At 65.2% G+C, this 24,941-nt stretch carries 25 protein-coding genes; 14 read left to right on the forward strand and 11 right to left on the reverse strand.

The features are described from left to right. From ACIPJY_RS17805 to ACIPJY_RS17815, 3 genes are all read left to right on the forward strand, one after another. Positions 1-425: RHS repeat-associated core domain-containing protein (locus ACIPJY_RS17805; protein ID WP_400467607.1), on the forward strand; the 425-nt coding region annotated here is incomplete at its 5' end. Positions 426-857: 432 nt separating this feature from the next. Then, complete coding sequence (locus ACIPJY_RS17810) at positions 858-1,556, forward strand: RHS repeat-associated core domain-containing protein (RefSeq protein ID WP_400467609.1); 699 nt, start codon at positions 858-860, stop codon at positions 1,554-1,556. A gap of 718 nt (positions 1,557-2,274) precedes the next feature. After that, positions 2,275-2,535 (forward strand): hypothetical protein, encoded by a 261-nt coding sequence (locus tag ACIPJY_RS17815; RefSeq protein WP_400467611.1) that lies wholly within the window; start codon positions 2,275-2,277, stop codon positions 2,533-2,535. An 81-nt stretch (positions 2,536-2,616) separates the two neighbouring features. Here the strand turns inward: ACIPJY_RS17815 and ACIPJY_RS17820 are convergent, their stop codons facing one another. Continuing rightward, positions 2,617-2,925: a DUF4190 domain-containing protein gene (locus tag ACIPJY_RS17820; RefSeq protein WP_400467613.1), complete on the reverse strand. Its 309-nt coding sequence runs from the start codon at positions 2,923-2,925 to the stop codon at positions 2,617-2,619. 157 nt (positions 2,926-3,082) lie between these two features. Here ACIPJY_RS17820 and ACIPJY_RS17825 point away from each other — a divergent pair, with 157 nt between their 5' ends. The 3 genes from ACIPJY_RS17825 (at position 3,083) to ACIPJY_RS17835 (ending at position 5,626) form a co-directional block, all read left to right on the forward strand. Further along, a complete protein-coding gene (locus tag ACIPJY_RS17825) occupies positions 3,083-3,418 on the forward strand; it encodes an Lsr2 family protein (protein WP_400467615.1) in 336 nt (111 codons plus the stop codon). 330 nt (positions 3,419-3,748) lie between these two features. Further along, positions 3,749-4,783 (forward strand): hypothetical protein, encoded by a 1,035-nt coding sequence (locus ACIPJY_RS17830; protein WP_400467617.1) that lies wholly within the window; start codon positions 3,749-3,751, stop codon positions 4,781-4,783. Between the two features lie 180 nt (positions 4,784-4,963). Continuing rightward, the gene (locus tag ACIPJY_RS17835; RefSeq protein ID WP_400467619.1) at positions 4,964-5,626 is read left to right on the forward strand and encodes a hypothetical protein; all 663 of its coding nucleotides are present in this window, start codon (positions 4,964-4,966) and stop codon (positions 5,624-5,626) included. 68 nt (positions 5,627-5,694) lie between these two features. On the opposite strand, the gene ACIPJY_RS17840 is transcribed toward ACIPJY_RS17835, so the two are convergent. Next, positions 5,695-6,216: an Lrp/AsnC family transcriptional regulator gene (locus tag ACIPJY_RS17840; RefSeq protein ID WP_400467621.1), complete on the reverse strand. Its 522-nt coding sequence runs from the start codon at positions 6,214-6,216 to the stop codon at positions 5,695-5,697. Positions 6,217-6,286: 70 nt separating this feature from the next. On the opposite strand from ACIPJY_RS17840, the gene ACIPJY_RS17845 reads away from it, so the two are divergent. Together ACIPJY_RS17845 and ACIPJY_RS17850 are read left to right on the forward strand one after the other, a co-directional pair. Next, positions 6,287-6,835 (forward strand): RBBP9/YdeN family alpha/beta hydrolase, encoded by a 549-nt coding sequence (locus ACIPJY_RS17845; protein WP_400467623.1) that lies wholly within the window; start codon positions 6,287-6,289, stop codon positions 6,833-6,835. Between the two features lie 150 nt (positions 6,836-6,985). Next, complete coding sequence (locus ACIPJY_RS17850) at positions 6,986-8,149, forward strand: MFS transporter (protein WP_400467625.1); 1,164 nt, start codon at positions 6,986-6,988, stop codon at positions 8,147-8,149. An 8-nt stretch (positions 8,150-8,157) separates the two neighbouring features. Here ACIPJY_RS17850 and ACIPJY_RS17855 read toward each other — a convergent pair whose 3' ends face one another. Both ACIPJY_RS17855 and ACIPJY_RS17860 read right to left on the reverse strand, forming a co-directional pair. Beyond that, positions 8,158-9,405: an RNA polymerase sigma factor gene (locus ACIPJY_RS17855; RefSeq protein ID WP_400467627.1), complete on the reverse strand. Its 1,248-nt coding sequence runs from the start codon at positions 9,403-9,405 to the stop codon at positions 8,158-8,160. Continuing rightward, positions 9,402-9,746, reverse strand: coding sequence for a YciI family protein (locus ACIPJY_RS17860; RefSeq protein ID WP_400467629.1), 345 nt, complete (start codon positions 9,744-9,746; stop codon positions 9,402-9,404). Before ACIPJY_RS17860 ends, ACIPJY_RS17855 begins: the two co-directional genes overlap by 4 nt. 776 nt (positions 9,747-10,522) lie before the next feature. Between ACIPJY_RS17860 and ACIPJY_RS17865 the strand changes: the two genes are divergently transcribed. Continuing rightward, the gene (locus ACIPJY_RS17865; protein ID WP_400467631.1) at positions 10,523-11,035 is read left to right on the forward strand and encodes an AAA family ATPase; all 513 of its coding nucleotides are present in this window, start codon (positions 10,523-10,525) and stop codon (positions 11,033-11,035) included. Between the two features lie 97 nt (positions 11,036-11,132). On the opposite strand, the gene ACIPJY_RS17870 is transcribed toward ACIPJY_RS17865, so the two are convergent. Beyond that, positions 11,133-12,881 (reverse strand): hypothetical protein, encoded by a 1,749-nt coding sequence (locus ACIPJY_RS17870; RefSeq protein WP_400467633.1) that lies wholly within the window; start codon positions 12,879-12,881, stop codon positions 11,133-11,135. Between the two features lie 2,014 nt (positions 12,882-14,895). On the opposite strand from ACIPJY_RS17870, the gene ACIPJY_RS17875 reads away from it, so the two are divergent. Then, complete coding sequence (locus ACIPJY_RS17875) at positions 14,896-15,507, forward strand: recombinase family protein (protein WP_400467635.1); 612 nt, start codon at positions 14,896-14,898, stop codon at positions 15,505-15,507. 2 nt (positions 15,508-15,509) lie between these two features. After that, positions 15,510-15,695 (forward strand): hypothetical protein, encoded by a 186-nt coding sequence (locus ACIPJY_RS17880; protein WP_400467637.1) that lies wholly within the window; start codon positions 15,510-15,512, stop codon positions 15,693-15,695. Between the two features lie 211 nt (positions 15,696-15,906). On the opposite strand, the gene ACIPJY_RS17885 is transcribed toward ACIPJY_RS17880, so the two are convergent. Then, a complete protein-coding gene (locus tag ACIPJY_RS17885; RefSeq protein WP_400467639.1) occupies positions 15,907-16,419 on the reverse strand; it encodes a GntR family transcriptional regulator in 513 nt (170 codons plus the stop codon). A gap of 194 nt (positions 16,420-16,613) precedes the next feature. Between ACIPJY_RS17885 and ACIPJY_RS17890 the strand changes: the two genes are divergently transcribed. Beyond that, positions 16,614-17,144 (forward strand): sigma-70 family RNA polymerase sigma factor, encoded by a 531-nt coding sequence (locus tag ACIPJY_RS17890; RefSeq protein WP_400467641.1) that lies wholly within the window; start codon positions 16,614-16,616, stop codon positions 17,142-17,144. Between the two features lie 46 nt (positions 17,145-17,190). Further along, entirely contained in the window at positions 17,191-17,652 is a 462-nt protein-coding gene (locus tag ACIPJY_RS17895; protein ID WP_400467643.1) for a DUF4383 domain-containing protein, read from the forward strand. Positions 17,653-17,889: 237 nt separating this feature from the next. Here ACIPJY_RS17895 and ACIPJY_RS17900 read toward each other — a convergent pair whose 3' ends face one another. The 5 genes from ACIPJY_RS17900 to ACIPJY_RS17920 form a co-directional block, all read right to left on the reverse strand. Beyond that, complete coding sequence (locus ACIPJY_RS17900) at positions 17,890-18,570, reverse strand: hypothetical protein (protein ID WP_400467645.1); 681 nt, start codon at positions 18,568-18,570, stop codon at positions 17,890-17,892. Positions 18,571-19,299: 729 nt separating this feature from the next. Then, the gene (locus ACIPJY_RS17905; protein ID WP_400467647.1) at positions 19,300-19,458 is read right to left on the reverse strand and encodes a hypothetical protein; all 159 of its coding nucleotides are present in this window, start codon (positions 19,456-19,458) and stop codon (positions 19,300-19,302) included. After that, entirely contained in the window at positions 19,455-19,586 is a 132-nt protein-coding gene (locus tag ACIPJY_RS17910; protein WP_400467649.1) for a hypothetical protein, read from the reverse strand. Before ACIPJY_RS17910 ends, ACIPJY_RS17905 begins: the two co-directional genes overlap by 4 nt. A 140-nt stretch (positions 19,587-19,726) precedes the next feature. Beyond that, the gene (locus tag ACIPJY_RS17915; RefSeq protein ID WP_400467651.1) at positions 19,727-20,293 is read right to left on the reverse strand and encodes a MarR family winged helix-turn-helix transcriptional regulator; all 567 of its coding nucleotides are present in this window, start codon (positions 20,291-20,293) and stop codon (positions 19,727-19,729) included. A gap of 2,263 nt (positions 20,294-22,556) precedes the next feature. Beyond that, positions 22,557-23,648: a BLUF domain-containing protein gene (locus tag ACIPJY_RS17920; RefSeq protein ID WP_400467653.1), complete on the reverse strand. Its 1,092-nt coding sequence runs from the start codon at positions 23,646-23,648 to the stop codon at positions 22,557-22,559. 317 nt (positions 23,649-23,965) lie between these two features. Here ACIPJY_RS17920 and ACIPJY_RS17925 point away from each other — a divergent pair, with 317 nt between their 5' ends. Next, entirely contained in the window at positions 23,966-24,766 is an 801-nt protein-coding gene (locus ACIPJY_RS17925; protein ID WP_400467655.1) for a PP2C family protein-serine/threonine phosphatase, read from the forward strand. Positions 24,767-24,941 lie beyond the last annotated feature (175 nt).

Consider the following 24,941-nt stretch of genomic DNA (forward strand, 5'->3'; position numbering starts at 1 on the left):
AGTGGCAGCAGAACCCCTACGGGTACAAGACCGGCATCCACTCCAGCAACAGCGACACGAGGTTGACAAAGTTCGGGTACCGGTGGCAGTCCGCAGCGACCGGACAGTGGATTGAGCGCGACACGCTAGACCTGCCGCTGAGTCCTGCGAACGCGAATAGGTATGCCTTCGTGGGTGGGGACCCCATCAACGGATCCGACCCGACTGGTCAGTACGATCTCTGGCAAGCCACCGTTACTGGTGCAGCCTCTGGAATTGGGTCGGGTGTTGGCGGATGTATTGCCGGAGGGGTCGTCGGTGGCCTAACCACCGCCGGACCTGGTGCACTCCCAGGGTGTGGCATCGGGTTCGCCACAGGACTCATCTCAGGCTTCGTAGGCGGCTTCATCACTAACTCACTCTTGCAGCTGACAGGACAGGCTTAACATGGATGACCTCAAATTGAGGCGGGTGTCTCGCATTTTGGGTGCAATTATCTTGCCCCTTTGGCTGGCGGTTTTTCTTATCATCGCGATCGGCCAACCATCATCTGTGGCTGTTGCTGTCATTGGCGTTTCAAATATTTTCGTCGGACTCCTCGTTGGGTGGCTTTGGACGTGGTCTCCCGAAAGAAATCGCGAGGCCCGTCAGTAGATTGTTCCTCCGGTACAGTTAGGGGTGACGCGCCGAAACGGGTTGGGGGACGTTTTGTGTGGCTAGAGGTACCTCGCAGCCCGTCGAGTGTGGGCTACTACTCGACTCGAGACGGCACCGACCACTGCGGGACGGGTCCTCCCGAGGCGCACGATTAAAGCGTGCAAGCGTGCTGGTGCTCCCTCACACGCACGTATGGCACCACCGACTCCAACGGCGTCCCCGTGATCACCAGCCGCACCGTCGCCGGCACGGGCACCGCGTCGGTGATCAGTGACCCGACGACGGGGCAGCCGCTGGATCTGCAGACCACCGACGGTACGACCAGCATCTGGATCATCGATGGCACCGGCAACCCGGCTGCAGCAATCGCTGATACCGGTAAGACCGCGTACACCGTCTCCTACGACTCCTATGGTGCTGAGACCGTCGGTATCGGTGGTGACAGTGCCCAGTGGCAGCAGAACCCGTACGGCTTCAAGAGCGGGCTCCGCTCGAGCAGCACTGACAACGGGCTCACCAAGTTCGGGTACCGGTGGCAGTCCAGCGTCACCGGTGCCTGGATCGAACGAGACACCCTCGACGCACCCCTCAGCCCGACCAACGCCAACCGGTATGCCTTCGCTGGGACGGATCCCGTCAATAGCTCCGACCCGAGCGGACAGCTGGCCTTCGAGGATGTGGGCAAGTCAGCGGGGTACGCAGGCTACGCGGGTGACATCGCCGAGATCGGCATCGCGGTTGGTCAGGGTAACTCGAAGAAAGCAGCTACCAAATTCGTGGGCGCTGTCGTCGGTGGGATCGCGGGCGCAACCTGTGAAGGTATCGTTGCCGGTGCAACGGGCGGCGTCGGGGTGGTTGGCACGGTCGGTTGTATCGCGGTGGCCGGGGTGGTCTCCGACGCCACTACCGGGGAGCTGTGATGTTCAAGTTCAAAGGAAGCCTCGTGCCTCCAACTGTCCTTGGCATAGCAGCCATCGGGTTAGGCGCCTGGGCCATCTTGTCTCCCAATCGTCAGAACATCGGCAGCACCGGCTTCGCCCCAATTTGGATCGTCGGAGCGGTGGCCGCTCTCTTCGGCGTCTGGGTTCTGATCGGAGTCGTAACGTCAGCGCAGCAGCGGCGAAAGTAGGAGCCTTCCGTGTCACAAGAGTCGACAACCAGCCGGCCGAGATGGGTACCGTTCCTGTTCGCAGCTATCGGCATCGTGGTGATCTTCGTGGCCGGGGTCCTGCAATGGCCGGTCTGGCTCGACGTACTGCTTGGCCTCGGAGTGTCGATCGGACTACAGCTGATCTACAACGCCCGTAGGCCCCCTGCGCCGTCTTCAGAGCCTGAAGACCTCGACCCGCACCTCTAACTACAAGCAACACTCGAACGCCAGGAGCTCGCACAGGCGGCATCTGGCCTTTGTTGCATGCCCGCGTCAGCCGGTGAGTAGTTGTGCCGGGCGTTCCTGCATCTACGGGACTCCTGCGGGCGCGTCGCTTCTACCCCCCGCCAGAGCGTTCCGAGAAGAACTATTATCGGAACTGACCGGCTGGTCGCATGTGGCCGGATTGGGCTCAGCGGTCGCCGCACGGCCGGTGTGCGTGTGCGTGTCTGCGGGGGTTCGGGGCGTGGTGGGGGTGGACTGTGCGCATGTCGCCTCGTATCCCGCAGCTCCCGTCCACGGTGTCGGTGCACGGGCACCGGCTGCAGCTCGAGCTGGTGCCGTCGCAGACGGCGCGGAAGACATGGCATGTCACTGAGCAGCTCGGCGCGCACTTGGTGGGGCAGTCACCGTTGCATTACGACGGCGGCACGTTCAGCATGGACACCTCGACGGGCACGATCACTGATGCTGACTGGGGTGTCGTGCTGATGCGGGCGTTCGGGCGCAGCTGGTCACCGCCGAAGTGATCTGCCCGCAGAACAGCTCACCGTCACGCCGAGGGTGCCTGGCGTAGCGGTGAGCTGTTGTGGGGCCTTGATGTTGTCGGTTCAGTAGCTGTAGGACGGTGCGTTCGCGGCGGCGGCGAAGATGACGATCCCGAAGACGATGGACAGCACGATCGACAGGGCGCTGATGATGATGCCGGCGAGAGCGAGCCCGCGGCCGTGCTCACCGGTGCGCTTGATTTGCGTGAGCGCGATGATCGACACGACGAGGCCGCCGATGCTGACCACGAACGCGAGGATGAAGCCGACGATCGCGAGGACGCTGTACCGGTCCGATTGCGCGGGGGCCTGCTGGTAGGGCTGGGCGTTGCTGTTGTAGGGGTTGGGCTGGGAGGGCGTGGCGTCGCTCATCGCGTCGCGTCCTTTCATGATGGGATTTCCACGAGCTTCACCGTCCGGAAACGATGGAGATCTCGAGGGCGCAGGGCCTTGCGCGAGTCATAGCATGGCGGTTCTGTGGCTGGCGTGCACATCGTGTTTTTCGCACCGGAGTGCTACACAAGAGGACATGGCACAGAAAGTCACCACCCACCTCATTGACGACCTCACCGGCGACATCATCGAGCACGGCGGGAAGAACGTCACGTTCTCGTTCGATGGCAGCCACTACGAGATTGACCTCTCGGACGACAACGCGGACGGGCTGCGCGAAGTGTTTTCGGACTACATCGCTGCCGCCCGGAAAGTCTCGAGCCGGGGTGGTCGCGGATCCGGGACTGCGCAGCGGAGCAATCCGGACGAGTTGGCGAAGATCCGGGAATGGGCTGCCGCGAACGGTCACGAGGTGGCGCCGCGGGGCCGGATCAGTCAGGCCGTGAAGGACGCGTACGACGCCGCCCACTAGCAACGCCTGCTCTGTGCTGGTTACGCTCGCGGTGAGCTCAGTCACTGGGGCTCCGGCCGGGCTGTCACGACACTGACAGCCCGGCCGTCCCTGCAGCATCGTGACAATGGTGTTGCCCGTCGACGGGCGGTCTCAGTAGCCGATCGGCTATTGAGACGGTCAATCGCGGGTAACGCGACTGCAGGTTCGCCTGCGATCGTTCATGGGCGAGTGCCTGACCTACTCGCGCCCGTCCGCTGAGAAGACCGATGCCGCAGTTGGGGTCCTGGGGGTCGAGCGAGTCCTACGTTCGTCGGGTCGGTTCCCACTCCGCGCGAGCATCATCGATTTATGACTCCCGACAACGCTGTCGACGAAACATCGTCGGACCACAGCCCAGCCACGACGCCGATCGCCACGATCTATCAGAACTCGGACCAAATCGCGGGCATCCTCCAGCAGATATTCCGCCAGCCACTTATCACTGACGAGACCCGCGATACCTCAGCCGACACCGCATCCGACATCGGCGCCGATGCCTCAGCAAGCGGAGACGCAGCGGGGAAGGCACGTATCCCGTTCGTCGGAGGCGCCGAGCTCGGTCTGCACGGACAGGCCGGGTTGAAGACCAGCTGGACCCAGAACACCGGGACGGCATCTCGGCAGCAGTTCGTGTACTCCCAGGCGTACTACCTCCATCTTGTCCGGGAGCATCTTGCCCAGAAGGGCCTCCTTGCAAAGCTCACGACGGCGGACGGAGCAGCTGCGCTGCAGCCCGGCGCTTTCGTCGAGTACACGACGTCGTTTGACCCGGTTGAGCTGACTCTTGCGCTGGACGTCATCTCGCCCGAACTCGTCGACGCTGTCGCCCGTTATCTGGTGCGACGCGACTACCTTTCGTCGTTCCCAGCGGATGGAGGACACGAGTCTCGTGTCCAGCACGCCGAGAAGATGGAGATCGAGTCGACCGCGAAAGGCGAGCTCGCGAGAGCCATCACGGAAGCGGTCAAGGCCGACACGCGTCAGGCGACGACGATCGAGTACTACGGGCGCGTCGCGAGCGACCCCGCATTGACCGCGATCACGGTCTGTGAGCGAACGCACTTCATCATCGAGGATCCGGACCGGCTCCTCGACGGGACGTTCACCGTCCTCGGGAAGGTCATCGCCCCGGTCGCGACCGACGTGCCGACCTTCGGCCGGAACAAGCTGCTGCGGAACCTCGCACCAAGCGCGCTCGACGCCGGCATCGAGCGCCTCCACGAGCTGCTCGAAAACGCGGCCGAGGTCGGCGGCGCTTCCCCCTCCGACTACGTGGACCTCAAGCTTGATTCTCGTGTGCGAGGAGCGTCACTGCGAGTCATACCCCTGGCCATCTTCTCGTGACCTCGGGGCCTGATTCCGAGTAGGCCCCCAGAGGGCGTTTGCGGCGGCGGGCTCAGGGCGAAGCACCCCGATTCCGCCGCCGACTGGACGGCAGCCTGATTCGGGCTGTAAGCTGTAAACCTAACTCCCCACCGTCCTCCGGGACTGGTGGGGCTTTTTCATATCCGGGGGCTTCCGATCATGCTGCGAACGACGGTCATCATCGACTACCAGAACGTCCACCTCGTGGGCCGAGCCGTGTTCGAACCCTCCAAGGCGCCTTACGAGTGTCTGATCCACCCGCTGCACTTCGCGAACCAGATCATCCATGCGCGCAACGCCAACCAACGCGACGGAGAGTCGAAGGCGGTGCTCACTCAGGTCTTGGTCTACCGAGGTCTCCCCAGCGCAGTCCATGACCCCGACGCCTACGCGCGGAACATGGCACAGCAGACCGAGTGGGAGAAGGACCCACGTGTCAAGGTGAAGATGCGGCCGCTGACGTATGACTACCAGCGAGACGCGGACGGCCGGAAGGCGACTGACGCCACCGGGAAGGAAATCACTACCGGCAAGCGGGAGAAGGGCATCGACGTGCTCTGTGCCCTTGCGATGGTGCGTGAAGCCCGCGAACCTGACGTCGACGTAGTGCTGCTCGCCTCCCAGGACAGCGACCTCAGGCCGGCCCTCGACGAAGCCCTGGACTTGAACCTGGCGAAGGTCGAGACGGCTTCCTGGTACTCGGCGAAGGCGTACCACCGCAGCCGTGAGATTCGACCCACCGACAAGAACCGGCGCATCTGGAACACGCGCCTCAACGCACAGGCGTTCGCTGCGGCAAGAGACCAGCAGCAGTACCTGTAGCCGGTTCCTCGACGAGCTGCGTCGACCTGGTAGTCAAGTGACCGGTAGACGATCCCCTTCCGGACGCGTCAGCCTTCGGGGTTCACGTGCGGCGTAATTGGCTTCTCGGGGTAGTCCCGGAGGACGAGTGCGGTGCTGACGGGCCCGAACCGGGCGAGTGAGTCGACTACCTGTTCGAGCCGGCCGGCGTCGCTGCAATGGACGTTGAGGACGAGGCAGTCTTCGCCGGTGACGCGGAGGGTGGAGGTGACCTCGACGGTTCGCGCTGCGAGCTGCAGCGCGGCGCCGAGGTGCGCGTGGGATGTCCGGAGGCGGACGACTGCGTGGATGTTGAGGCCGATGGCGGCCGGGTCGACGGTGGCATGGTAACCGGTGATGATGCCCTGCCGTTCGAGGCGGAGGATCCGAGCGCTGGCCGCGGGCTGCGAAAGTCCGACCCGTCGTCCCACCTCCGCGCCGCTGAGGCGGCCGTCGGTCTGCAGGAGGGCGAGGATCTTCCGGTCGGTGTGGTCGAGCGATTCCATCGTGTGCAGCGCCTCCCGCTTCGTGATCACTCGCAGGTGGACAGGCTCTGCGATGCCTTCCATCATGCTGGCTCCCCGTGAGCTCCGCCGAACGGCGGTAGGAGAACGGAAGCAGAGGTGACAGGTGATTGGACGCGTGATCATTCCCGGGATCGGTGGATCCGACGGAACGCACTGGCAGACGCTGTGGCAGGAGCAGTGGGGAGCGGATGCGGTCCGCATCGACCCGGGGTCGTGGTCGCAGCCGGATCTCGACGATTGGGTTGCGGCGACTGATCGGGTCGTACGCTTGCTCTCCCCGCGAGTCGATGGGATCGCGCTCATTGGGCACAGTCTCGGCTGTTGGGCCGTGGCCGAGTGGCTGTTGCGCACGCCCATTGGAGTTCCGGTCACTGCGTTCCTCGTGGCACCGCCCGACCCGATGGGGGATGTGTTCCCGTCCGAGGATGCTTCGACGTTCGTCGCGCTGCAGGCACGCAGGTTGCCTGTCCCGAGCATGGTGGTGGCAAGCACGGATGATCCGTACTGCGGACCTCGGGTCGCCGAGCAGCTGGCTGATGCGTGGGGAAGTGACCTCGTACGGGTCGAGCAGGCCGGGCACATCAACTCAGCCAGCAAGCTCGCAGGGTGGCCGACAGGCCGGGAAGCTCTCGAGCGACTCGAATGCCGCGTCCTTTCGCTCTGAGAACCCAGCGAGCACCGTCCCGGTAGCCGATCGGCTATCGAGACCTCGATATGACCGGCCCGGTGTGCCTATGATCGGCGCTGTCGGCACGTTCGTCGACGGACGGGGAGTGTGTCTCCCGGGTGGGTGGGCTCCGTTAATGGAGCCCACATGACTGTCGTCTACCGACGCCTCTTGGCCGATCGGCTCTTCGTTGCCGGCATCGGATCGGTTGCCCTCTCAGCTGTGGCGCTCGGGATGATCCCCCTGTCGCTGATCCTCGCCTCTGGCGCGTCCTTCTTTGATGGGGCCTTTGCCGCGGGTGCCTTCGGCCTGGCGAATGCTGTGGGCGTCCCGGTCCAGGGGGCGCTGATGGCGCGCATCACTGCGCGTTGGGTCGTTGGCATCAGTGCGGGTGTGAGCGGCGGTTTCGTGCTCTCGGTCGCGGCAGCGCCGGCTTCGGCGGCGCAGCCGGTCCTGCTGGCTGGAGCTGGGGTGTCGTTCCCGGCCCTGGCTGCAGCACTTCGCGCGTCGATCCCGCGCTCGTTCTCGGAGCCGGGGGAACGCGCCGGCGCGTACGCGTTGCTCTCGGTCGCGTTCCAAGCAGGACTCGCGGTCGGACCAGTGGTGGCGAGCCTGCTCGTGACGTCGGTCAGCCGACGTCTGAGTTTCGTGATCGTCGCGGCGGTAATCGTGACTGCGGGGTTCCTGCTGGCGTTCTCGATGGGAGATGCCGTTCCCTCGCGTCGTTCCGGGCCGCCACTTGGGATGGCCGGCATGGCGTCGTTCGGTCGGGTCCTCGCGATCGGCGGGCTGGTGAGCATGGCGACGGGATCGTTGACCGTCGTCGTTCCGGCGGTCGCGCAGGCGGTCGGGAGTCGAGGACTGGCAGGACCGGTGCTGGCGGCGCTGGCGCTCGGTGAAGCGGTCGGTGCGCTGCTCTTCGGCGCCCGCCCGTGGCCGGGCAGTCGGCGGTCGCACCTGGTCACTGCTCTGGCGCTGACCGCCAGTGGGTACGCGGCGCTGGCGCTCGTTGCTGACCAGCTAGTGCTCGTTACTGTCTTGGTGTTCACCGCCGGGGCGCTGTCGAGCCCGGTGGCGATCCTCCTGTCCGCCTCGCTCGACGACGTGGTGCAGCCAGGAATGCTCGCCAGCGCGTACGGCGTGGTCGTCGTGGCTGCTGTCGGAGGCGCTGCGCTCGGAACGAGCGTGGCAGGCCTCGTCGTCGGCGGCCTGACCGGCATCGCCAGCGCAGCCGCCGTGTCAGCCGCGGCAGTCGCATCCGCCATGTCCCTTGCTATTCCCCGCATCCAACGTCCACCGACGTCGCACTGAAGGATCCCTTATCGGTCTGAAAGTTCGTCGCGCCGCCGGGCGAATGCGGCTGCGACGGCGGCGTTGTCGGTGAGGCTGATTGCCCGGTCCCAGGCTGCTCGTGCTGCGCGGTGGTTTCCGAGTCGTTGCAGGAGTCCGGCTTGTACCGCGTGGAGGGCGTCGTACCGTTCGAGCACGCTCCGGAGGGGGAGGACAGCGTCAAGTCCCGCTTGCGGACCATGCACCTCGGCGACGGCGACAGCTCGATTCAGTTCGGCCACTGGGGAAGGGGCGACGATGATCAACTGGTCGTAGAGCGCAAGGACCTGCGTCCAGTCTGTCTCGCCGGCGGACGGAGCGGTGATGTGCACGGCGTTCACGGCCGCGAGCAGCTGGTACTTGCCGGGCACTTCTCCACTGTCGATGCGAGCTCGCACCAGCGCGAGTCCTTCGCCCGCCATGCTGTGATCCCATCGGGTGCGATCCTGTTCGTCGATCATCAGGAGTCCGGGGGATGCCGTCCGCGCCGGCGTCCGCGCGGCGGTGAGGAGCATGAGTGCGAGGAGCCCCGCCACTTCGCCGTCATCCGGGAGGAGCGTGTGTAGCAGGCGGCCGAGCCGGATTACCTCGGCCATGAGCGGCGGCCTGATGGGGTCGTCCTTATCGGCGGCGCGTGTGACTTGGTGTCCTTCGGTGAAGATGAGGAACACTGCGTCGAGGACTGCCGTCGATCGCTGCGCGAGCTCTTCCCGTTCCGGCACCCGCCACGGGACGCCCGTCGCCGCGATCTTCGCCTTCGCGCGGGTGATCCGACGGGCGATTGTCGCCTCGGGTACGAGGAACGCTCGAGCGATGTCTGCGACAGTGAGCCCGCCGATGATGCGCAGCGTCAACACCACGCGAGCGTCCCGACCCAGAATCGGGTGGCAGCAGACGAAGAACAGCCGGAGACGATCGTCGTCGACGATCCCGACGGGAACGTGTTCCCCGTCGTCGCGGAGCATCACCGACTCGCGGTGGCGACGTTCCCGGCTGGACTCGCGGCGCAGGACGTCGATGGCGCGGCGGGTCGCCGTTGTGGTGAGCCATGCACCGGGTGTCGTCGGGACGCCTTCACGCGGCCACCGTTCGACTGCGATCGCGAAGGCGTCCGCGGCGGCGTCCTCGGCGAGGTCGAGGGAACCGAACCGCCGAACGAGCGTCCCGACCACTCGCGGCCACTCCTCTTGGTGCGCGATGGTCAGCGCCCGAGCTGCGGCGAGCTGGTCCGTGCTCATAGGATCGGACGGATCTCGAGCCTCCGGTTGCACGCCTTCGACGCGTCTGCCGCCAACCGGAGGGTGACGTCGACGTCGGGAGCATCCCAGATCCAGGCACCAGCGACGAACTCGCGGGTCTCGATGTACGGGCCGTCCGTGATGAGGCCGGCGCCGTCGCGGTTGTCGACCACGGTCGCATGCTCAGGTGACGCCAGGCCAGCGGCGAACACCCAGTGCCCGTCTGCGCGGAGCCGGTCGTTGAATGCATCGATCGCGGCCATCTCAGCGTCAGTGGCGCGCCCGGATGTCTGTCCGCCTGTGGCTGGGCTGCCGTCGAGGACGTTGACGAGGTACTGCATCTGTGTCTCCTTTGATCGTCGACTGCTCGTGCGGTCTCTACCCACACGACGAACACGCTGGCCCGAATCGGACACACTAACCAGCTGGGGTACGCCGACGAAATACCGAAGATCCTCACACCGCACGCCTGGTACCGGTGACCCGAACGTAACTGCGCGCAGCAGCGCACAAGCACTGCCATACCCATCTCGGCACCCGTCTCGTTCGCCGATCGGCTATCGGAACATCGCTTGACCCCTACGGTCGGGGGATGGGAGAGATACGACTGTCAGGCCAGCTTGTGTGCAAGACCGAGGAGGAAGCGCAACGAGTTCGTGAGCACCTCCCGGAACACGCGGACAAGTTCGGGATCAGTACCATCTCGTTACGCATCGGCAGTTACGAGGAGTAGCCGGCTTCCGCTCGTGAGCAACGGACGTGGCTGAGCCCTGCGGACGCGATCCGGGCCTTCGTCGCGGCGATGACGACCACCGAGCGCACAGCCATGTTTTACGCCGTCTCCGCGAATACCGATGGCTGGTGGGACCTCCGATCCGGCGAAGCCGTCGGTTTCGTCCCGCAGGACGACGCGGCTGTATGGCCCCGTGACCCCATCGACCCGGACGTGCCACAGGGTGGGAGGTACGCCACCCCCGCGTATTCGACAGACCGCATGCGCCGGTAGCCGATCGGCATTCGGACACGTCCTCGGGGCTCTTGCGTGCGTATCCACTTCGCTGGTGCTGCGCGTCCGTGACCGATAGACAAGGAGCTACGGCCAACGAAGGAGTTGTCGATGCTGGTTCAGGTTTGTGGTCTTCCCGGTGCAGGGAAGTCGACGCTGTCTGCTGCGATCGCGGAGTTGATGCCCTCGCTGACGCTTCGCGTTGATGCGATCGAGGGTGCGATGTGGAAGTACGAGATCCCGCGTGAGCAGTCAGGGATCGCCGCGTACTCGATCATGCATGCGATCGCGGTGCCGAATCTGCGGCGCGGTCAGGTGGTCATCGCGGACGCGGTGAGCGGCGTTGAGCCCGCTCGGGCTGGTTGGGTGTCGACAGCGGATGCTGCTGGGGTCCCGCTGCGCGTGATTGAGGTCGTGTGTGCGGACGTCGCCGAGCACCGTCGCCGCGTGGAACAGCGTGCGAACGACCTGCCTGGGTTCATCTTGCCGACGTGGGACGAGGTACAGCGCACCGTCGACGAGTACGAGCCCCGCACGGACGATCGGCTCGTCATCGACAGCACTCGCCCCCTCGAAGAGACGGTCCGCCAGGCCTTGGACTACCTCGAACTTCGCGCCCGGTAGCCGACCGGTCGATGTGTGGCAAGTTCAACGCGAGCTGGCTGGAGTGCGTCCAAATCGAGGGAATTTGACTCTGACCGGGTGCCGCGCTTCGTTCCGGTCAGTCCTGTGCGAGGTTCGCTGCGTCGCGGATGCCCGCGAGTGCAGGATGCTCACTGATGCCAGGGATGTTCCAAGGCTCAGGAACCACGACACCCGTTGCTGCCATGTAGTGGGCGCTGTAGGCGCGGAACGGAGTGCCATCCGCTGGCTGCATCAAGACCCGCATTCCCTGTGCCGTCCCGCTATCGAGTCGGGCGCGGACCTCGTCGGCATCGACGATCCGCATCTGTGGATGCCAGACGCACATACCCTCGATGGGCACGTGGACGCCCAGGAGCTCAACGCTGCCGACGTCACCACCTCCGTCAGTGCTCGCGTTGAGAATGGACGCACCTTCTGCGAGGAGCTGGTCCATGGCGCCGTCTCGGCTGCCGTTGAGCGTCGCGTTCATACCGCGGTAGTTGTGGATGAGCGCGCATCGGCCCTCGAGCATCATCCGCGTGACCCGTGTCCAGATCCGCTCGTCAAGCTCCGGTGTGACGTCGGGGAACGGCAGGCTGACATCTGCTAGCCGTTCGATGACCCCCAGATCATCGGCGTACTCGTGGAGATGGTCGTCGATCATCCCTGAGTCGGCGGCGTTGACCTGGGCAATGAGCGGTCGCCCGGCGACTTCGAGGCGCAGTCGATCCGTGTGACGGAAGCACTGCAGGAACCGCGTCACACGGGCGACAGCGGCGGCCGGCCTGCCGACCGCTTCCAGCGTGACGTCGGTAGATCCGGTCGTTCCTTCTCGGGGAACACGCCACAGCATCGTGAGCACGTCCTCGAAACGAACTTCGACAAACGCCCCGGCGTGGCCGGCATTCGAGTTGATCGTTCGACCTGTCAGCGCACCCAAGAGGATGCCCTTGCTGTCGTATGCCTCGACGCGTGCCGGTTGCGAGTCCGCGGCCGAGTATGCCGGGATAATCGACACCGCCACGTCGTGCTCGGTTCCCGCGAACCAGTCCTCCGGGCCGTCGAGCACAAGTGACTGGACGATGTGACGCGGGAAATCGAGGCGGGTGCTGCGGCCGTATCCGAGCACGTCGCTCGCGAGCTTCTGAAGCTCGGCATCTTCGGACCCGAACGTGGCGTGCATCGTGATCTTGAGGGGCTCCATCAGCGGTGCATCTTCCCGCTTACGGTAGATCTGCCACACCAACTCCCCATCAACGACCGCAAGCCGTCGCCCCCAGTAGAGGCTGAACGTGTTCTGCTGCGCCACGTACCGCTCGAGCCCTTGTGCGGCGTCCGTCGTGGTTGCCGGCTGAACATCGCTCCGGCTCATCAAGCTGAGTACGTCACGAACTGCGTCCCGGACTGCCCACTCGTGGACATCGGCGTGGTCGACGAGGAGTTTGTTGAGCTCGACGCTTCCGACGATGTGTGCGGACACAGCGGTGCCGACGGCGAGTGTGGTCACGAACTTCTGCTCTTTGGCAGTGAACTGCTCCGGCACCACCAATGTCCAGTGATCCGGAGCGTGTTGCAGGGCGGTGCGGAAGGACTTCGAGATCTGGGGGCGTCGCGCCTTTGCCCAACCGGATGAAAAGCCTTCCGGGAAGTGCTTCAGCTGGTAGATGTGCACCAGGCGACCCGTGTCCGGCTCGCGTAGCTCAATGTCGATCCCGTCGTCGCCACCTCTGCCGTCGGGGGCAGTGACCACAAGTCCCTGGCGTTCACCCTCGCGACTGATGAGCACGTTGACGATGCGCTCAAACTCGCTGCGCTCGAGCCGAGTCCAGTCGACGGGAGTGACCATGCTCGGATCGTAACCGGCAGAACAGACACCAACCCACTGGGCTGTTGGTACTGTCCGCCAGCCGGTTCGTCCCTGAGCGCGGTTGGCAAGCTGGGGGGGCGACGGTTCATTTCCGGCTGGTGGGTGCGATCGCAACAAACAGTCCCGCGATACTGCCCGGCGACGGTGCGGCTGAAAGCGTAGTCACGGTCGGGCTGCGGCCATCCTGAGATCCCAATCGTGACCCCGGTTGAGACGCTCTACATCTGCCGCCGGGAGGGAGCTGAGGGGCAAGCGGCCTTCAGTCCTCAGGCTGGCGTTGGGAGCGACTACGGCGTGGGGCGATGATGTACACCTTGCGATCCGCTTGCGGCTGCCCGTCGTTGGCTCCGGCTTCGTGTTCCTGAATCCAGATGCGTTCGTGGGTCTGGCGTGATCGGTACCACTGTTGACGCCAATGCCCTCTTACGCTCCACCGGCTGCTTCGAGATTCCCCTTCTCCGCTATCGCGGGGCGCTCCTACGCTCGCCGCGGAGCGTGTCGGGTAGATGAGCCGCACCCCGCCGGCGACACGCGAAAGCCGCGGGCTATCACTCATCGTTCGTTTCTGCGTTGTTACCTCACCCGGAGGCTTGCGCACGGGCACTAGGTCGAGCATGCCCGCCAGGAGTGCGCCCAGATGGCCGAGGCTGCCGTCGGCACGAGCGAAGGTCTCGTCGGGGCGGAACTCTAGGTCGTCTGACGCCGTGGTGAGAACTTCGAGCCCGTACCCGCTGTCGGATTTAAGTCGAAGGACGAACTCGATCCCGCTCAGTTGCATTCCGTCGGTGAGTGCCGTCCAGGCCAGCAGGCGCCACGATGCTGGCCCGTCACGTAGGGCATCGACGGGCTGCAGGCTCACGCCCTCTGGGCACGGAAGGTCAGCGATCGATAGTGCGGCGATAGACCTCGCTGCGACCGTGAGGTCGTGCGCATACCGTCGCGGCACCAGGAAGAGCGCGTCGGACTTCCCTGCGGATCGGAGCAGCTTCCCAGCCCTGCCAAGGGCCGGGTCGTTCGCGCTGGTGAGGAGGTCGACCAAAGCGGGCATCGATTGGGGTAGGCGTTGCATCAGGTCACCGGCGCGTGTGACCGACTGTGCCGGTAGTACGAATGCTGTAGCGAGTACCTGTCGGTGGCCCCGCTGTTCGAGCGCTGTCTGCAGCCGGCGAGATACTCCGGGGGCGAGTGAGCTGTCCGGGCCTCGCACCAATTCGCCGAGCAGCCTCAGGACTCGTAGCGCTTCGGAGGAGGGGACGCCGTACTCCGCCGCCACCTCGTGAACGCGCTTTCGGCTACTGCGATCAGCCTCCGGAAGAGTGCGTTCGGCTGCGAATGTCCGGGGCCGGTCGGAGCGCACTGAACGACGACTCCCAATCGCGGAAGGCCGCGGCCGAAGCTCGGACCCAGGACACTGTGGAACTGACGCATGCCAACTTCTTTCCGCTGGCAAAAAGTCGATGATCCGATGCGGAGCTACTCGGCCATGGACCGTCAGCGGTACGTCGAAGCCGCAGACAGAGCATCGCGTCGAGCCTTCGCCTAGCGGCGGGTGGTCCTGGCTCAACTGGATGGTGCGGCGTCGTCGCTGACGCGGAACGTTGACTGTGGCGCGCTTGACTGGAACGTCGCGTGCGCGCTTGCTCTCGGCCCGCCGCGCCTCTTCAGGAAATCCGACCGAACCTTCGCAGCGCTTGCCGTTGGCGTCGAAGTGCACACTCATCGTGCGGACGCTAGTGAGTAGATGAACCTCATCGCAGACAGAGCATCGAGCGGAGAGCATGCATGGATCATGTCAAGAGGCACCGACATCGTTGACGACAATTCAAGTTGTTTGGAGCTTGATGGGCTCGTCCGTAAACGATCGTTTGTGGCACATCCAGGCCCGGAGCCGCTTGAGGTGCCCGATCGTCGGCGCGTCGTGTAGCGGATACCAGTGCCACTATCTCTGCATCGATACCGGTCCAATGTGACGAGTTCCGCTACGTTTCTGCTCATGGGTGAGCTTCTCGGGTACGCGCGGGTGTCAACGACGGATCAGGATGCGGCGTTGCAGCTCGACGCGTTGCACGCGGCCGGCTGCTACCGGATCTGGACCGACACCATGTCCGGATCGCTCGAGCACCGACCGGAACTCGCGAATCTCCTCGACCAACTCCGTCCGGGCGACACGCTCGTGGTGTGGCGGCTTGACCGGCTCGGCCGGTCGATCCGGAACCTCATCGACCAGTTGCAGGTGTTGGGGGAGCGGGGTGTGGGTTTCCGGTCGTTGCAGGAATCGATCGACACGACGTCCCCGGGTGGCCGGCTGGTGTTCCACGTGTTCGCTGCGCTTGCGGAGTTCGAACGGGACCTCATCAAGGAACGCACTCACGCCGGCCTTGCGGCGGCACGCGCTCGTGGGCGGACGGGTGGTCGGCCGCCGCGGCTGTCGGCGGACCAGGTGCGGACGGCCCGGCGCCTGTATGACCAGCGGGACATGACGGTTGCGCAGATCGGTGACGTGCTCGGGGTGAGTCGGACGACGGTGTACCGGGCGCTCCGGCGCGACAGTGACCCGGTCGCGGGACGCCGCGGCAAGACCGTGCCGGTGCACGCCGAACGTTGACGTTGATCACCTACGAAGAGGCAAAGCGCCTGACTGGCGGCGAGCTCGAAACGCAACAGCGCGCCGGGACGACCGCGCTGCGCCGACTGAATCGGAACTCGCCGACGTACTGGGACGAGCGGACTGATCTCGAGCGGGTGATCCGGATTCTTGCCAGGGTGGCGCGGGAGCGCTGCGCCGGCGATTAGCCGGATGGCTGCGGCCGCAGCAGAGCTGCGTCGCGGTCGAGCACCGTGCCAGTGATCTAAAGTGTGTGTAGCTCTCTCCAGACGCGCAGACTGTCTCCTAAGGATCTGGCTCGTATGGCGGTTCGCAGTGACGCGGCGGCATCGTCGAGGTCTGCTGCCGGTATGAGAGGGGAGGCCGCGTCGACGCGTAGCGCAAACAGCAGCCCGTCGGTCACTGATGCGCACAGTCGTCGTAGCTGATCGTTCTGTGTCGCATCCGCCCATTCGTGATAGAAGCTGGCGTCGGCTGATGTCCGAGGCATAGGGCACTGCTTGTGACCGACCGGGCCAACCGATCCTGCTGTGGACGTGATGCACCGGAGAGGGCAAGCAGGATCACGCCCCCGTACAGCACGCCGATACTGGTGAACGCGTCGCGGCGTCCCGCAGCTGTGGGGGAGGCGACACGTGTGTATCGGTTTGCCGCCATCTCGACCAAGCCCGCTTGCGCCAGTGCAGCCAGCGCCTCTCGGATTGGAGTCCGTGACACTCCAAACCATGCGATGAGCGCATCGTCCTGCAGCCGTTCGCCGGGCAGAACTGTGCCGTCCATGATCGCTGATCTGATGCGGTGCTGGACGCTGTCGCGGAGCAGGAGACGTTCGGGTGTCGGTAACGACTGCGGTACTGGCATATAGCCATTCTGCCGGACGGGCGACGGAATGCCGGTTCGAACGACAGCCATACCCGATCCTTGCCACCACGCCGAGCAAGGACTGATCGTTGAACGCGCCGTTCGTCTGGTGCGGCCGAGCCTGTCTGCTTCCGGCGTAGCGGTGGATGGGTCTTCACCATGCGGTCCCCGGACTGGGGGAAACCGGTCGTGATCCGAACGCCTACGGTGAACCCATCACCAGTAGAAAGATCGGTACGCCCCACATGCCCGGCACCCAACCAACAGCTCTCGACCCGTTCACGGCCGCCTACCGGCAGCACGCGTCCGGGTTGCGCGGTTTCGTGGGAACGATCATCATCGACCGTCACCTCGCTGAAGACGTCGTCCATGAAGCGTTCCTCGAGTGGTGGCAGCATCCGGCCCGGTACGACCCGACTCGCGCCACGCTCGAGTCATGGCTACGCACCATCGCCCATCGACGAGCCATCGATCGGATCCGTAGCCTGGAAGCATCTCGCCGCCGGGACTTGCGCCTCGGGAACCGCGATCACCACAGCACCGACCACAGCTTCGACCAGATCGACGCGCACTTCTCCCGAGGCCAGCTCCGGGAGGCGTTGTCTGAGCTGTCGGAGAAGCAGCGCGACGCGGTTCTGCTGCGGTACCTCGGTGAACGCAGCACCGCGGAAGTCGCCAGCGAACTCAACACCACGCTCGGGACGGCAAAAACGCGCGTCCGAGACGGGCTCATCGCGCTCCGTCAACGCCTGCAGGCCGATCCAGCAGCCGCCTGACCCTCACGCACTCCGGCACCACCCCCTCCACCGAAAGGCACGTTCCATGACCAGCAACGCAGCAGCTCCGCGCACCGGCTTCGCCGCCACCCTCACCCAGAAGGGCGCCCTGCTGTTCGGCGTGGTCTTCCTGATCGTCGGCATCGCCGGCTTCATCCCCGGACTCACCATGGACATGGGGTCCATGTCGATGGCCGGTCACGGATCCACGGCCCTGCTCCTGGGCCTGTTCCAGGTATCCGTCTTGCACAACATCGTCCACTTGCTCTTCGGTATCGTCGGCGTCGCCGCAGCCCGTTCTGCCGGCGGCGCACGGCTTTACCTGCTGGTCGGCGGCATCATCTACGCGGTGCTGTTCATCTACGGCCTCTTCACCGCCAGCATGACCGGCGCGGCGAACTTCGTTCCGCTCAACAGCGCCGACAACGTGCTCCACGCCTTCCTCGCCGTCGCGATGATCATCCTCGGCATCGTCCTGCCCCGAGTCAGCGCACGCGAACGAGCTTGACTTACAAGCGATGATGCGAAGGGCACCGATCACACGATCAGTGCCCTTCGTTCGTTCCTCCACAGCGCCCGACATGATCAGCCATGTGAACCAATGAGCGACCGCACCTTCCATCGGACGTATCTGACCCCGATCGACGGAACGACTCTGGATGTCGGCGCATGAGCAACGCCCCGTCGCGAGCGACGGGGCGTTGTCCGTTCCGGTCTGCCATGCACAGCCGGAGTACGTGGGGTGTTACTTGATCTGTGCGGTGATGGTGGCGGTGCCGACGAGGAGGCCGCGCTTGACGGCGTCGGTGCCGAAGGTCTTGTTCAGCAGGCCGGCGGCGTCTTCGGAGACGTGGACGGTGGTGCCGGTCAGGATGGCGTTGTCGCCCTCGAGCTGGAGGGGCTTGAGCGAACCGCCCCAGAGCTCGAACAGGTACGCGTTGGACGCGGCGACCTTGCCGTTGACCAGGACGTCACCGTAGAGCTTGGAGGAGCCCGGGTTCACGACGAAGTTCTCGAGCGTGACGGTGGTGTCGCCGGCCTTCAGCGTGAGGCCGGAGTCGTCGTGGTTGAGCAGGCCCTGCACGTAGGGCTTGTAGTTGCCGTCCGGCGACCAGTACGTGACCGATCCGGCGGTGATCGGGAACGACACGGACCCGTCAGCGAGGGTCGCATCTCCCGAGACGCCGGGGGTGAGCTTCAGGGCGGTGAGGGCGTCGGTGAAGCCGGAGTCGAGCTTCACGGCGGTGGATCCGCCGAGGACCTCGGGGACCGATGCGACCGGTGCGGGGATCTTCGACGACGACGACGAGACCGTGTGGATCGAGGGGGTGGCGGCCTGGGCGGAGGAGATGCCGAACGCGGCACCGCCGAGGACGAGGGCGCCGGTCGTGGCGAGGGTGATGGAGGTCTTCAGGCTCTTGCGCATGGTGATCGTTTCCTTTGCTGAGGTGTCGCGCTCGGCGCGGCTGCTGTGTGCGCGCCGAACACACCCTGGTGCAGGGTGGAGAACCAGCAATGTGCGGCTGGTGAGCGCTCCGGGTGGTTCCCGGTCTGTGCAAGCTATTCGGCGCCCTCCGGCGAACCGATGGGGATCCCGTACCCCGTTACCGCATCGTGATATCTATTGTGGAAAATGTGACCTGTTCGAGGGCCGTGGGTGTTGACGCAGCTCGTCTAGTGCGAAAGTGCTGGGTTCCATCGCGCTCGTCTTCGGCGTGGTCTTCGTCGTGACATCGGTCGTGCGTCTTACCGGTCCCGACCTACCTGCCGCTTGGTGCTGCTCAACACGGTGCTCGGCATCCTGTGGCCTGGCGCCGGAGGGTGGTCGTGGCGCTTCGGACTCCGCCCGTCGAACGGTGGAGGGGTAGAGATCTGCTATCGGCTGCGGGCAGGCACCGGCTCCTCGTGCGGTGCGGGTGGAACGTCGAATCCTTCGCAGAGCCACTCAAGTGCGCTGTCGGAGCCGGCGGTCTGTTCATGAGGAGTCATGCCGTCAGGGCTAGCGGGTGTGCCTGGGTGCTAGTTCGGGGAACAGGTGGGCGCGAGATAGCAGACGGCCCCCGCCGGTACTCCGGTGGGGGCCGCGCGATCCGCCGACTGGGATGTCAACGGGGCAAGAGCAGACGTTGATCGTGGGCTCTTGGGACTTGTGGGGTCAGGCTGCTCGGAAGAAATCGCCGTAGGACGGCTCCGGCGGGGTATTGCCGTTCGTGCGGGTGTAGACCAACGCTTCGATCTCGGCGGGGTGACGCATGCCGCGGCGGTGCCACTCGTGCGGGTGCGCCTGCATGTTTGTCAGCGTCATCGCGTTCACGCGCCGACCGTGACGACGATCGCGGCAGCCGATGCGACCGTGACAGCGACGATCCCGAAGCTGGTCGCGAACACGGCCAGCCAGCGTCGACGCGCTGCTTCTCGCGCCTCCGAGAACTGCGAGTGCATTGCGCTAATCGTGCTCATCGCCGGACCTTCCCGTGTCTGCTGTGCGACGCTCCGCGACGTCGGAATCAGCATGCAGGAAGAAACCTAGTTTGTCTAACTACATGATTCGATGCGCACGCAACATGGATACCTGGGCGTCGCTAACGTCCCGCATGAGGTGCCGGCGTCGCCATGGGTCGCGCGTCATCAGCTCGGAGCTCGGCGTTGGTGTCGTCGGCGTGCATGGCATCGATCATGTCGGTGAAGAACCCGCTCATCTCCTCGACCGTCTGCGGGGAGAGTCGCTCCGCCGCTGCGATCATGCGTGCATGCACGTCTGTGAGGGTGGTGCGGACTTCCTCGTCGGTGTGCCCTGTCGCGGTCAGGAGTACGCCGCGGCCATCGGATGGATCAGCGTGACGCTCGACGTGTCCCGACGAGACAAGACGCCTCACCACCGCGGTCGTGGAAGCGGAGGTGATGCCGAGGTGTGCTGCCAACTCGGAGGAGTTCACCTGCTTACCGCGTTCGCCAGCGCGCAGGAGGTAGCGCACTGCCTCCATATCGGTCTGGTTCATCCGCATGCTCTTGCGAGTCCGCTGTCGCATCTCGACCTCGGCCGAGCGGTACTGCCGCATCAGGTTCAGCAGCTGGATCCCGGAGCGGGAAGCACGATCGGGGTACCAGTACCCAGACTCGCCATACGTCTGCTCATTCAAGATGACCACCCACCTCACGGGACGAAACCCGAACAGTACCTAGATCCCCTAGCAAATCGGGGGACAAGCTGACCGGCCTCGCCGGGGAGGGGCGGGACTTACAATCTGGTGAGCCACCCGCAACCACCCTGGTGCGGAGTCCGTACCCCTGTTCCCGCGCCGGCATCGCTGCGTTCCGCCGAGCCCGACGGTGTCGCAGCGCGCGCCACACACTCGATCCGTATCGGCCCGAACCTGTTCAGCCACGGAGTGTGACGCGACAGCTTCGAGACGAGAGCCGATTCGCTCCAGCGGTGGGACGATGGCTACTTTTATCCACGCCCTCCACCGAGCCCTGCCCGTCGGTGTGGTGGCGGTACCGCTGCGAACTGCCGCACGATCACAACGGCTTTCACCAGGCCATCAGTAAGACCACCTCGGCGCAGTGGAATGACGCCGCAGCGAGGCGCGGCTTTCCACGACCGCGCGGCCCGGTGTGGTAGCCGATCGGTTACCGAGTCGGGCTGTCAGAGTTGGGGGCTGCCGGATCCATCGTTCTTCGTTGAGTCTGGTTCCTGGGTCGAGCTGCCGTTTGTCGATGCGCTCGAATCCGTTGGCGACGTCAGCTAATCGCTGCGGTACGCGATCCTGCGGGGGAGTGCTGCCGCGCTGTTGCAGGTGTTGGTCGTGGCCGCAGTGAAAAAGTCGGCGTAAACGATCCCGTTCTGCCCATGCAAAATCCGCCCATGCACGATCCGTGCGAGCTCGTCCGGGTGATACATGCCCCGGCGGTGCCACTGCTCGGGATCTCGCCGCAGCTGCTTGAGCTCCGCCCTCGTCTCCACACGATCCCCCGCCCGTCTTCTCTGCGCCCTCGCGAGCCTGGTTGGCATGCCGCCGGATCGTTCCAACGGCGAACTGATTCTCCGCAAGGTGCGCCTGACGGATATTCCGGTGAGCCCAGCCCTGCGCCGCGACTGGGATGCGCGGCCGTTCCCCCTGTTATGGGGCTCTTCCCGTCCCGACAGCCGTGTTTGAGTCGGTCTCACGGACGCGGGCAGGGAACACCGCGGCCGGATCCGACACCGCGACATCGTCGCGCAAGGGGAATGTCTGGCTGTCTTCGGGTGGCGGCCAGACACCCCGGTTCGGAGCAGTGGTCCTCCGTAGTGCCGACTTGTCAGAACATGCGGGTTCACGGATGGTTGGTGTTGCGCCCCCTGTTCGGGTCAGGATGCGGCGCGTAGCGGGATGTCGGCGGCGTTTGGTGCGTGGCCGACATCCCGAACCTCGTTCCGGGGAACCGGATAGAGGGTTCCACCGGTGAACAGTCGGTTCTATCCTGACTGGAGCGCTCCGCAGCAGTGATGCTTGCGTGACACTCGTTTCCCGTTCGAGAGACTTGCCTTTCCTGCCTTGAGGCTGGTGGGGGAGTGCGCTATCCCGGGGGTGGCGGGATGACCCGAACGTTCCGTCGCCCCCGGGAACCACACCACGCTGCGCACTGCGCCGGCCGGGGTCACTTCAGCAGTGCGGCGACGCCCAGCGCGGCCCTACCGGCGGCGAGGGCGCCGATCAGCGCCCACTGCCACCGGCATATGTGCACGCTTCCGGGCGGCCAGCGAAGTGGGTGGGGCTTTCGGCGCCGTCGTGGGGGCGTCGTCATCGACTGCACCGTACGAGGGCATGGGTGAGGCAAACTGGGCGCAGCAGCTAGGTAGTACCCGCTGTCAGCGGGGTGGGCTGCTACTTGATCCGGTGTCCCACCCCGCGCCACGGCCCACAGGGGATGCCGGCGCATGGGGAACACCATGACGCCGCCGCTGCGTAGGTGGGTTCCAGCTGGTGGTACCGGCGCCGCACTGGTCCGGTGGGCTCCTGCAGTATCGGGTCGAGCAGCTCATCCGTGACGCAATAACCACCGGTCTCGTCCAGCAGAGCAATCAGTTGCCGCCGTACCGGGTTGCGGCAGCGACCTCCGGGTTGGGAATCAACACGGTCGTGAACGCCGATCGGGCACCCATCCGCGACGACCTTCTGCGTGCTGTTCCCGGCCGCGGGTACTTCATCGGCGGGCCTGACCGGTATCGGGACTACTTCGCTGCATGCGTGGGCGACTGACCATCGGGCCGAGTGATCATCTGGCGGTAGCCTGCACCTGCCGTTCGACAGAGTGCTCTCAAACGGCACACAGGCGTTCTCGTGGCAGCGTGAGACCGGCCGCCGGGGTGGTGTTTCAGGGACATCACCCCGGCACCGATACAGTCGGCACCCGCTCGCTGGCGATCGGTGCCTATTGGGTTCCGAACGGGTCGGGGCGTGCCGTGTGTTCGCGGGTGCGGTCGAGTGGGATCTCGAAGAGGTCAGTACGGCGGTAGTCCTCGGACCAGCCTCGGCGCATGCGTGATGCTGCGCGGTCGAAGGCTTCGATGATGTCAAATCCGGGCACGAGGAGCGACTGCACGCGGAGGCCGTCGTAGAGGGCGAGGAGCTGTTCCGTGGCGCGGGCGGGCTCCATCGTGTTCGGTTCTCGACCAGTACGGATGTCGTGCTCAAGGGCGGTGCGGATGGTCTGCCGGAACCGGAGGTACAGGGTGCGGTAGTAGTCCGCACCCTCGTTTGCTGGGTCGGAGCTTGCTGCAAGGGTTGATGCGAGCAGCCGCATCAGTGCGGGTTCTTCCGAGTACGCGACGATGAGCGCGTGCAGGTATGCGACCGCGCCGTACTGCTCGGCGATGGGCAGCAAGGGCCGAGACAGGGTGCTGGACCACCGGTCGACGGTGGCGGTCAGCAGGCTCTGCCGGGTCGGGAAGTGCTGTCGGAGTGCGTCGACGCTGATCCCTGCGGTGTCGGCGATCTGGTCCATGTCGGCCCGTTCCACGCCGACATCGTGCAGCACCATGATCGCGGCGCTGATGATCTGCAGACGCGGCTCGATCGCATCGCCGACGCCCTGGTCGGTCAATGGTGCGAGGGGGTGCTTCCGGAACCACTCCAGGAGTGCTTTCGCCCGCGATGTGTTGCCGCCGCCCGGGACGGGGTCCGGATGGTCGGTGAACAGGTCGAGAAATCCCGGAATGTCCTTGACGAGAGGGTCGGCGGATTGGAACGCCATCGACCATTCTGGGAATGCCCGCGCACTGATGTGATCGACGGCCACTTCACGGACGTTGATGTGGCGTGGGTCCTGCCGGATCCCGGCGAACCGCTCCCGGACGACGTCGTCGTCGCCTTCGATGATCCCGAGACAGTTGCTGCCCTGATGGGCCAGGATCCCGGTGATGCCCAGCTGCAGGTTCTTCTCCCGGGCGATCACGAGGATCTCCGCGAGCTCCTCGTCCGTGACCGGGCGAGCCATCGTGCTCACGTACACCAGTGACAACATCTGGGACCCCTGTTTCCTTCAAGCGTGTCCTACTCGCCCAGACTGGGCCACGCTTCCCGGAAACAGCAACCCGTGACTGGCTGCTGCGTCAGATGGATCACGGACAGTACCGGTGCAGGAGCAGACAGTGGTCGGTGAAAATGCCGACATCGCGGTCGCATCAATCGAAGTTAGTGTCTCCGGCAACCCGGTTTGAGCATGCTCCTGGGTCAACAGGGCGCCTGTTGCTGCACGCAACGGCGTCCAGCCGGGATGGTGTCGCAGGGGCACCATCCCGGACCCCTGCGGGCTGTGCGCCGTTCACAGCGGGTCAGGAGTTGCATACCATCGAGCAGGGGGAAGCAGATGAGACGACGCATCGCGTGGGCGAGATGATGACCGACACGCGCGCCCCACGCGAGGCCGGCGACGACGAACTCGACAGCGCTGACTCCTACTGGATCGACACGGTCCAGCGAGCGATGCGTCCTGCACCCGCCGTGCTCGATGAGTACACGATCGCGACCACGGCACGGTCTGCGCGAGGGATCTCCGGAGACCTGTCTGATGTCACTGTGGACAGCCAGCGTGGGTATGCCACGGTCACGGTGGGCGACGTCATGGGCAAAGGCCTCGCCTCAGGGGTGCTCGCAGCGAACCTCCTCGGCAGCCTCGAGGTGTTCCGCCAGGAACCACCCGGCGAAGCCGTCGACGCTGCGGAGACCGCGACCCGAGACCACTTCGAACGCGCATCCGCGTTCGCGACCTTGTTTCACGCGCGATTGCGGCTTCGGGATGGACGGATCGAGTTCGTCGACGCGGGTCACGGCCTCACCGCCCACGCACACTCATCCGGCACCGCAGAACGCATTGCGTCAGCAGATTTCCCGATCGGCCTGCAACCAGTCGGAATGCCCCGCCTGCCCCGGATCCTGCACCTTGCACCCGGCGAGCTGCTGCTGATCGTCAGCGACGGGCTGTTCGAACTCCCCGGCGCGACCATCGATACCCTCACGCAGCTCGCTACCAACCTGCGAACCACCCCTGACTTGCAACTCGCCCTCACCGCGTTCATGGAAGCTGCCGGCCCAAACCTCGACGACGACACCACCCTCACAGCGATCCGCCGTAACCTCTGAAGCCAGCCGAACCAGGGGCACACCGCACGCAGCCAGTCTCGGTAGTCGATCGGCATATGCGACGACCGACGGGTTGTCCTGCACGGCCCGCCGATCGCGTGTCCGCTGGTGATGTCTCGGCGCCATCGACCGAAGTCCGGTGGAGTGTTCGGGGCGCTTGTTCAGTTCTCGACGG

The organism is Curtobacterium sp. NPDC090223 (assembly GCF_044746585.1).
Taxonomy (GTDB): Bacteria; Actinomycetota; Actinomycetes; order Actinomycetales; family Microbacteriaceae; genus Curtobacterium.